8 protein-coding genes are annotated in these 8,092 nt (G+C 64.9%); 7 read left to right on the top strand and 1 reads right to left on the bottom strand.

What is annotated here, in order from left to right; translation table 11 throughout:
- Nucleotides 1-1,494 (bottom strand): 3-oxosteroid 1-dehydrogenase (gene kstD, locus VFW69_RS10825; protein ID WP_526501006.1); only part of this gene is annotated, 1,494 nt, incomplete at its 3' end.
- 72 nt (nucleotides 1,495-1,566) lie between these two features.
- On the opposite strand from kstD, the gene VFW69_RS10820 reads away from it, so the two are divergent.
- The 7 genes from VFW69_RS10820 to VFW69_RS10790 all read left to right on the top strand — a co-directional run bounded on the left by VFW69_RS10820 (nucleotide 1,567) and on the right by VFW69_RS10790 (nucleotide 7,915).
- Nucleotides 1,567-2,352, top strand: coding sequence for a 2-keto-4-pentenoate hydratase (locus tag VFW69_RS10820; protein ID WP_526501004.1), 786 nt, complete (start codon nucleotides 1,567-1,569; stop codon nucleotides 2,350-2,352).
- 53 nt (nucleotides 2,353-2,405) lie between these two features.
- Nucleotides 2,406-3,338: an acetaldehyde dehydrogenase (acetylating) gene (locus VFW69_RS10815; RefSeq protein WP_526501002.1), complete on the top strand. Its 933-nt coding sequence runs from the start codon at nucleotides 2,406-2,408 to the stop codon at nucleotides 3,336-3,338.
- Nucleotides 3,335-4,396, top strand: coding sequence for a 4-hydroxy-2-oxovalerate aldolase (dmpG, locus tag VFW69_RS10810; protein ID WP_526501000.1), 1,062 nt, complete (start codon nucleotides 3,335-3,337; stop codon nucleotides 4,394-4,396). The genes VFW69_RS10815 and dmpG overlap by 4 nt, the downstream gene beginning before the upstream one ends.
- Before the next feature lie 61 nt (nucleotides 4,397-4,457).
- Nucleotides 4,458-4,769, top strand: a complete 312-nt coding sequence (locus VFW69_RS10805) for a hypothetical protein (protein WP_526500998.1) — start codon at nucleotides 4,458-4,460, stop codon at nucleotides 4,767-4,769.
- Nucleotides 4,770-4,857: 88 nt separating this feature from the next.
- Nucleotides 4,858-5,985 carry a hypothetical protein gene (locus VFW69_RS10800; RefSeq protein ID WP_526500996.1) on the top strand — a complete coding sequence of 376 codons (1,128 nt, stop codon included), beginning with the start codon at nucleotides 4,858-4,860 and terminating at the stop codon, nucleotides 5,983-5,985.
- Nucleotides 5,986-5,987: 2 nt separating this feature from the next.
- A complete protein-coding gene (locus VFW69_RS10795; RefSeq protein WP_526501009.1) occupies nucleotides 5,988-6,770 on the top strand; it encodes an SDR family NAD(P)-dependent oxidoreductase in 783 nt (260 codons plus the stop codon).
- Nucleotides 6,770-7,915 carry a sulfotransferase gene (locus VFW69_RS10790; protein ID WP_526500994.1) on the top strand — a complete coding sequence of 382 codons (1,146 nt, stop codon included), beginning with the start codon at nucleotides 6,770-6,772 and terminating at the stop codon, nucleotides 7,913-7,915. Before VFW69_RS10795 ends, VFW69_RS10790 begins: the two co-directional genes overlap by 1 nt.
- Nucleotides 7,916-8,092 lie beyond the last annotated feature (177 nt).

Genomic DNA, 8,092 nt, shown 5'->3' with positions numbered 1-8,092 from the left:
CTTGGTCCCCAGATCCCCGGGCACCATCTTGGCGGCGTAATACGGTGCACGGGTGAGCTCGCCGAGGTTTGGATTGGGCTTGTTGGTGGGGTCGCCGTAGTAATTGTCGTAGGCGCTCTCTCCGCGGTGGTAGTCCTCGTCGACACCCGACCGGGCAAAGCCGTTGAACCGCGCCACGGTCGAGGTGAACTCGGCCACCGGAAGGCCGGCCTTGGTGGCCAGCTCCTCGAGCGTGTCGGCTTGGAGGATGACACCGGAGTCCATCCACTTGCGCGGAATGCGTTGTCCGGGCTGCAGTCCCGCGAAGATGTACCGGTCCCGGTACTGCTGGTCGAACACCAGCCACGCGGGTATGTTCTCGCCAGGCCCGGGTCCCTGTCCATATTGGCCGCCATACATGTGATGGCAGGCTTCGACGTAGGGCATCGATTCGTTCATGAATCGCTTGCCCGACATGTTGACGATGATCGAGCCCGGCGAGTTGCGCTCGGACAACGCGAACCAGGGCGCGCCCACCAGCGGGACGGTCGGACCCCACCACGCGTCTTCCATGATGTCCAATGCTGCGCCGAGCTTTTCGCCCGCCAGGATTCCGTCGCCGGTGTTGGCCACCGCACCGACGGTCCACTCGGTGGTGATCGGTGCGCGCTGGTATTTCACCCGCATCTGTTCGTTGTGCTCGAACCCACCCGACGCCAGGATCACACCACGCCGGACCCGGATCAGCTGCGGCTCATTGGATTCGGCGTCGCCGGCGCCGCGCACGTAGACTCCGCGCACCGCACCGTCTTCCACGTAGAGGTCGGTGAGCGCGGTGTTGAGCACTACCGGCACCCCGGCCCGCTGCAGCCCGATTCGCAGCGGTCCGATCAATGCCCGGCCCATGCCGACGAGGTTCTTGCCGGTCGCCTTGGCCCACATGGTGCGTGCCCCGACCTTCAGGCTGCGCAGCACGCCGCGCGGGTGCCGCTTGAGCTGGTTGAGCCGCACGTAATCCTGTTGCATCACCACGACGTTCAGCGGGACCTTGCCGTACGCCGGCTCTAGGCCGGATTCATCGGCGCCGAGCTTGCGGGCGTCGAACGGCTTCGGCTCGATCGATCGGCCCTCCGCGCGACCGCCCGGTGACTCGGGGTAGTAGTCGGAGTACCGCGGTACCCAGCACATCTTCAGCGGGGTGTGCTTGAGCACAAACGACAGCATCTCGGGGCCGCGCTCGAGGTAGGTATCGATGCGTTCGGGCTCGACGACGTCGCCGATGATCCCGTGCAGATAGGTACGTGCGGCCTCGGCCGTGTCGCGGACCCCGTCCCGCTTGAGTACTTCGTTATTTGGGATCCAAACGCCGCCGCCTGAGCGTGCCGTAGAGCCGCCGAAGTGGGAGGCCTTCTCGATGACTATGGTGGAAAGACCCCGGTGAGCGGCGGTAAGGGCGGCTACCATGCCGGCTCCGCCGCTTCCGACCACGACGACGTCGTACTCCTGCGCTGACATGTAGAACACGTTATAGAATTGCCCAGGGCGACCGCTACTGGCCCGGTCGACCGTACGAGGAGACTTGGAAAAATGCTCAGTGTTGCCACACGCGACGAGCTGGCTGCCGACTTGGCGCAAGCCGAGCGGAGCGGCGAGCCGATCACCCCGCTGACCGCCGCGTATCCCGACATCGACGTCGTCGATGCCTATGAGATACAGCTGATCAACATCCGCCAGAGAGTCGCCGAGGGCGCCCGCGTGCTGGGGCACAAGGTTGGTCTGTCCAGTAAGGCGATGCAGCAGATGATGGGGGTCGACGAGCCGGACTACGGCCATTTGCTCGACGAGATGCAGCTGTTCGAGGACACCCCGGTCAAGGCGAACCGCTACCTGTACCCGCGGGTGGAGGTCGAGGTCGGGTTCATCCTGTCCGCCGACCTGCCGGGCGCCGGGTGCACCGAGGACGACGTGCTGGCCGCCACCGAAGCCCTGGTGCCATCGATTGAGTTGATCGACACCCGGATCACCGACTGGAAGATCGGGTTGTGTGACACCATCGCCGACAATGCCTCGTCGGCGGGTTACGTGCTGGGTAAGGCCCGGGTGTCGCCGGCCGGCCTTGACGTCAAGGCGATCGACGCGGTGCTGACCTGCGACGGCGAGGTGATCGCCGAGGGTCGCAGCGACGCCGTGTTGGGAAATCCGGTGACAGCCGTGGCATGGCTGGCCCGGAAGGTGGAAAGCTTCGGCGTTCGGTTGCGCAAGGGTGACGTAGTGCTGCCCGGGTCGTGCACACGGGCGATCGATGCGCATCCCGGCGACAACTTCGTCGCCGATTTCGCGGGCCTCGGTTCGGTCCGCCTGTCGTTCGAATAGGCTCGAAATTAAATCGTCTAACTTAAATCTCAAAAGCTTCGAAAAGGAGCATCATGCCGACTAAGGCGACTGTGGCCATTGTCGGGTCGGGGAATATCAGCACTGACCTGCTCTATAAGCTGCTGCGATCGGACTGGCTGGAACCCCGCTGGATGGTGGGCATCGACCCGGAGAGCGAGGGCTTGGCCCGGGCCCGCAAGCTGGGTTTGGAGACCACCCACGAGGGCGTCGACTGGCTGTTGGCGCAATCGGAGAAGCCCGACCTGGTGTTCGAAGCGACCAGCGCCTATGTACACCGCGACGCCGCACCCAAGTACGAGGCCGCCGGGATCCGCGCCATCGACCTGACGCCGGCCGCGGTGGGCCCCGCGGTGATCCCACCGGCCAATCTGCGCCAGCACCTGGACGCACCGAACGTCAACATGATCACCTGCGGCGGGCAGGCGACCATCCCGATCGTGTACGCCGTGTCGCGTGCCGTCGCCGACATCGGCGGGGTGCCCTACGCCGAGATCGTTGCCTCGGTCGCGTCACTCTCGGCCGGTCCCGGCACCCGCGCCAACATCGATGAATTCACCAAGACCACCAGTAGGGGCGTCGAGACCATCGGGGGCGCCAAGCGCGGCAAGGCGATCATCATCCTGAACCCGGCCGACCCGCCGATGATCATGCGTGACACCATCTTCTGCGCCATCCCGGAGGACGCCGACCGGGACGCGATCGCCAAGTCGATTCACGACGTGGTGGCCGAGGTGGCGACTTACGTGCCGGGATACCGGCTGCTCAACGAGCCACAATTCGACGACCCGTCGATCCACTCCGGCGGCCAGGCGCTGGTCACCACGTTCGTCGAAGTGGAGGGTGCGGGCGACTACCTGCCGCCCTACGCTGGAAATCTCGACATCATGACCGCCGCGGCGACCAAGGTCGGCGAGGAGATCGCCAAGGAATCCTTGAGCGCGACGGCCGGAGGAGCGCAATCATGAGCACCCAGGAGATTTTCTTCAACCCGGTCTGGGACGTCCGGATGACCGATACGTCGCTGCGCGACGGCTCCCACCATAAGCGTCACCAGTTCACCACCGACGAGGTCGGCGCCATCGTGGCCGCCCTGGACGCCGCGGGAGTTCCCGTCATCGAGGTCACCCACGGCGACGGCCTGGGCGGCTCGAGCTTCAACTATGGGTTCTCCAAGACCCCCGAGCAGGAGCTGATCAAGCTCGCCGCCCAGACCGCCACAGAGGCGAAGATCGCCTTCTTGATGCTGCCCGGCGTCGGCACCAAGGAAGACATCAAAGAGGCCCAGAACAACGGCGGCTCGATCTGCCGGATCGCCACGCACTGCACCGAGGCCGACGTGTCGATCCAGCACTTCGGCCTGGCCCGCGAACTCGGCCTGGAGACCGTCGGATTCCTGATGATGAGCCACACCATCTCGCCCGAGAAGCTGGCCGCCCAGGCCCGCATCATGGCCGACGCGGGGTGCCAGTGCGTCTACGTGGTCGATTCGGCCGGAGCGCTGGTGCTCGAGGGCGTGCGTGACCGGGTCGCCGCACTGGTCGCCGAGCTCGGCGGCGACGCCCAGGTCGGTTTTCACGGCCACGAAAACCTCGGCCTGGGCGTGGCGAACTCCGTGGAGGCCGTCCGGGCGGGCGCCAAGCAGATCGACGGTTCCTGCCGGCGGTTCGGCGCCGGGGCCGGCAATGCGCCAGTCGAGGCGCTGATCGGCGTGTTCGACAAGATCGGCGTGAAGACGGGGATCGACTTCTTCGACATCGCCGACGCCGCCGAAGAGGTGGTCGCCCCGGCCATGCCCGCCGAGTGCCTGCTCGACCGCAACGCCTTGATCATGGGCTATTCCGGGGTGTACTCGAGCTTCCTGAAGCACGCCATCCGCCAGGGTGAGCGCTACGGCGTCCCGGCGCATGAGCTGCTGCACCGCGCCGGTCTGCGCAAACTCATCGGCGGCCAGGAAGACCAGCTCATCGACATCGCGCTCGAGATCAAGCGCGAGCAGGAAAGCGGCGCCGCGGCCCAGCGTTGACCTGCGCTGCGGCTACGGAACGCACAGGCGGCGCAAAGGTATTGCGAGTAGCCTGGCGCGCATGAGCACATCGAACACAGTCGGCGTTCGTCGTCGTGGGCTGTACGGCCTGCTCGCCGGAGGGTTGATGACCGCTACCGCCGCAATGGTGATCGCACTGCCCGTGGCGGGCATAGCCAACGCGGATCCGCAGTGCAATCAGGACGTGGGTTCATCGATCGACTCGTACCTGCAGAAGCACCCGGACCTCCACCAGCAACTGCAGCAAAGGTCTCAGGCCGAGGGCGGCAATGGCAACGTCATCGACTACCTGAATCGGCACCCCGATGTCCGCCAGCACCTGATCGACCTTTCCCACTCGTGCCCACCCTAGTGAGTCGGCCTCGTCTTTGAACGCTGCGGCCGACGCGCGGGAACGTTCGCCATTGACGAAAAAGTAGAACACGTTCTAGCGTCTAGGCGTGTTCTCTGATTCCCTCACCGAAGCCATCGCCGAGTCCGAAAAATTGGTGGCCGCGGCGCCCCACATCGAGACCGAAGCCGACCTGCTGGAAGGGCTGCAGTATCTGGCCGGCTGCATCGCCGGCTGTATGCACCTCTCGTTCGACTACGACCGCGACCATCCGTTCCTGCAATCGGGCACCGGGCCGTTCACCAAGATGGGCCTGGACAACCCCGACACGCTGTACTTCGGCACGCGGGTGCACGCCAATCACGATTACGTCGTCACCGGCCGGCGCGGCAGCACCACCGACCTGAGTTTCCAGCTCCTGGGCGGCGAGTACACCGACGACAACGTCCCGGCCAGCCAGGCCGCATTCGACGACCGGGAACTGCAGATCGCACCCGATGGCACCTTCGAGTGGCGGGTCCGGCCGACGAGTCCCGGGCAACTGGTCATCCGCGAGGTATACGGCGACTGGGCGGCGCAGCGCGGCACGCTGGCCATCTCCCGACTGGACACCGCGGGCACCGCGCCGCCGCCCCTGACCCGCGAAACGATCGAAAAGCGTTATGCCACAGCCGGAAAGCAACTCGTGAACCGGGTGAAGACGTGGCTGCAGTTTCCGCAGTGGTTCTACTTCAACATTCCGGTGAACACGATGGTCGCGCCCCGGCTGACGCCCGGCGGACTGGCGACCCAGTACTCGTCGGTGGGGCACTACGAGCTGCGGCCCGACCAGGCGCTGGTGATCACCATCCCGGTCACCGACGCGCCCTACCTCGGCTTCCAGTTGGGCAGCCTGTGGTACATCTCGCTGGACTACATCAACCATCAGACTTCTTTGAACAACACTCAGGCACAGGCGGATCCGGACGGCAAGGTGCGCATCGTCGTCGCCGACCACAACCCGGGCGTGACCAACTGGGTCGAAACCCTCGGTCATCGCAAGGGCATCCTGCAGTTCCGCTGGCAGCGGGTGTCGCGTCAACTCACCGAAGCCGACGGCCCCACCGTCGAGTTGGTCGACATCGACGCGATACCGACCACGCTGCCGTACTTCGAGCACAACAAGATTTCCGACGACGAATGGTGCGCGCGAATCACCTTGCGCCAACAACAAATTGCGGCAAGGATGCTGGGGTGACGATGTCAGGCATGCTCAACGACAAGGTAGTGATCATCAGTGGCGTCGGTCCGGGTCTCGGTACCACGCTGGCTCACCGATGTGCCGACAGCGGTGCCGATTTGGTACTGGCGGCCCGTACCGTCGAACGGCTGGACGAGGTCGCCAAGCGAGTCAACGACTCCGGCCGCAAGGCCTTGGCGGTGCGCACGGACATCACCGACGACGACGAGGTCGCCTACCTGGTCGAGACGACCATGGCCACCTACGGCAAGGTCGACGTGCTGATCAACAACGCGTTCCGGGTGCCGTCGATGAAGCCGTTGGCCGGCACCAGTTTTCAGCACATCCGCGACGCGATCGAACTCAGTGCGCTGGGCGCGCTGCGGCTGATTCAGGCCTTCACGCCGGCGCTGGAGACGTCGCACGGATCGATCGTCAACGTCAACTCCATGGTGCTGCGCCACTCGCAGGCGAAATACGGCGCATACAAGATGGCCAAGTCCGCGCTGCTTTCCATGTCCCAATCGCTGGCCACCGAGCTCGGCGATAAGGGCATCCGGGTCAATTCCGTTGCACCCGGATACATCTGGGGCGACACATTGCAGGCCTACTTCGAACATCAGGCTGGCAAGTACGGCACCACCGTCGACGAGATCTATGCGGCCACCGCGGCGAACTCCGACCTCAAGCGCTTGCCCACCGAGGAAGAAGTGGCGTCGGCCATTCTGTTCCTGGCCAGCGATCTCTCCAGCGGCATCACCGGGCAGACCCTGGACGTCAACTGCGGGGAGTATCACGTCTGATGTCCGACCGCACCGATATCGGGACCGTCGACGAGCTGCATGCATCCGCCACCAAGCTGACGGGGCTCGACGACTTCGGCGTAGACGATGACAACTACCGCGAAGCGTTGCAAGTCCTGCTGGACTCCTACCGGACCGAAGCCGGGCTTACGGTGTTGGGCAGCAAGATGAATCGCTTCTTCCTGCGGGGTGCGCTGGTTGCGCGACTGCTGTCCGAGTCCGCCTGGAAGCAGTACCCGCGATGCGCCGACGTCGCCATCGAACGCCCCATATTCGTCACCGGCCTGGTGCGCACCGGAACCACTGCGCTGCACCGGCTCCTGGGCGCCGATCCCGCGCATCAGGGCCTGCACATGTGGCTGGCCGAATTCCCACAACCGCGCCCACCGCGCGACACCTGGGAATCACACCCGCTCTATCGCCAGCTCGACGCGCAGTTCACCCAACACCACCAGGAAAACCCCGGCTACACCGGGCTGCATTTCATGGCCGCATATGAGCTGGAGGAGTGCTGGCAGCTGCTGCGGCAGTCGCTGCATTCGGTGTCCTACGAAACGCTGGCGCACCTGCCGAGTTACGCGCGGTGGCTTTCGGAGCAGGACTGGACGCCGTCATATCAGCGGCACCGCCGCAACCTTCAGCTGATCGGGCTCAACGACGCCGACAAGCGGTGGGTGCTCAAGAATCCCAGCCACCTGTTCGCGTTGGAGGCGTTGATGGCGACCTATCCCGACGCGTTGGTGATCCAGACTCATCGTCCGGTCGAAACGATCATGGCCTCGATGTGCTCGCTGGCGCAGCACACCGCCGAGGGGTGGTCGACGTCGTTCACCGGGGCCCAAATCGGTGCTGACGCAATGGAAACCTGGTCGCGGGGACTGGAGCGGTTCAACACGGCGCGGGCCAAATACAGTCCGTCGCAGTTCTATGACGTCGACTACAAGGAATTGATCGCCGACCCGATGGGCACCGTGGCCGACATCTACCGGCACTTCGGGATGGCGCTGACCGATGAGGCCACAGCCGCGATGGAAAAGGCCCACGCCGACAGCCAGTCGGGCGAGCGCGCGCCGAAACACACCTACTCGCTGGCCGACTACGGACTCAGCACCGAGACGGTCAAGGAGCGCTTCGCCGGCCTCTAAGTCACAGGCGCCACAAGAGTTCCGGATTGGAGGGCATCGCGTTGACTCACTAAAGATGCCCGGTTAGCCCTTTCGTTGCCTCATTTGAGATTGCCCGCCTGGTGCGTGTCGTTGAGGCCCGAAAGGGGCGTGCTGAGCTACCGCGGGATGATGGAGTTGACGTTGGCGCAGCGCACG

The sequence above is a fragment of the Mycobacterium sp. genome (assembly GCF_036273375.1).
Taxonomy (GTDB): domain Bacteria; phylum Actinomycetota; class Actinomycetes; order Mycobacteriales; family Mycobacteriaceae; genus Mycobacterium.
The sequence above is the reverse complement of the archived record's forward strand: the minus strand, read 5'-3'. Positions and strand labels throughout refer to the sequence as shown.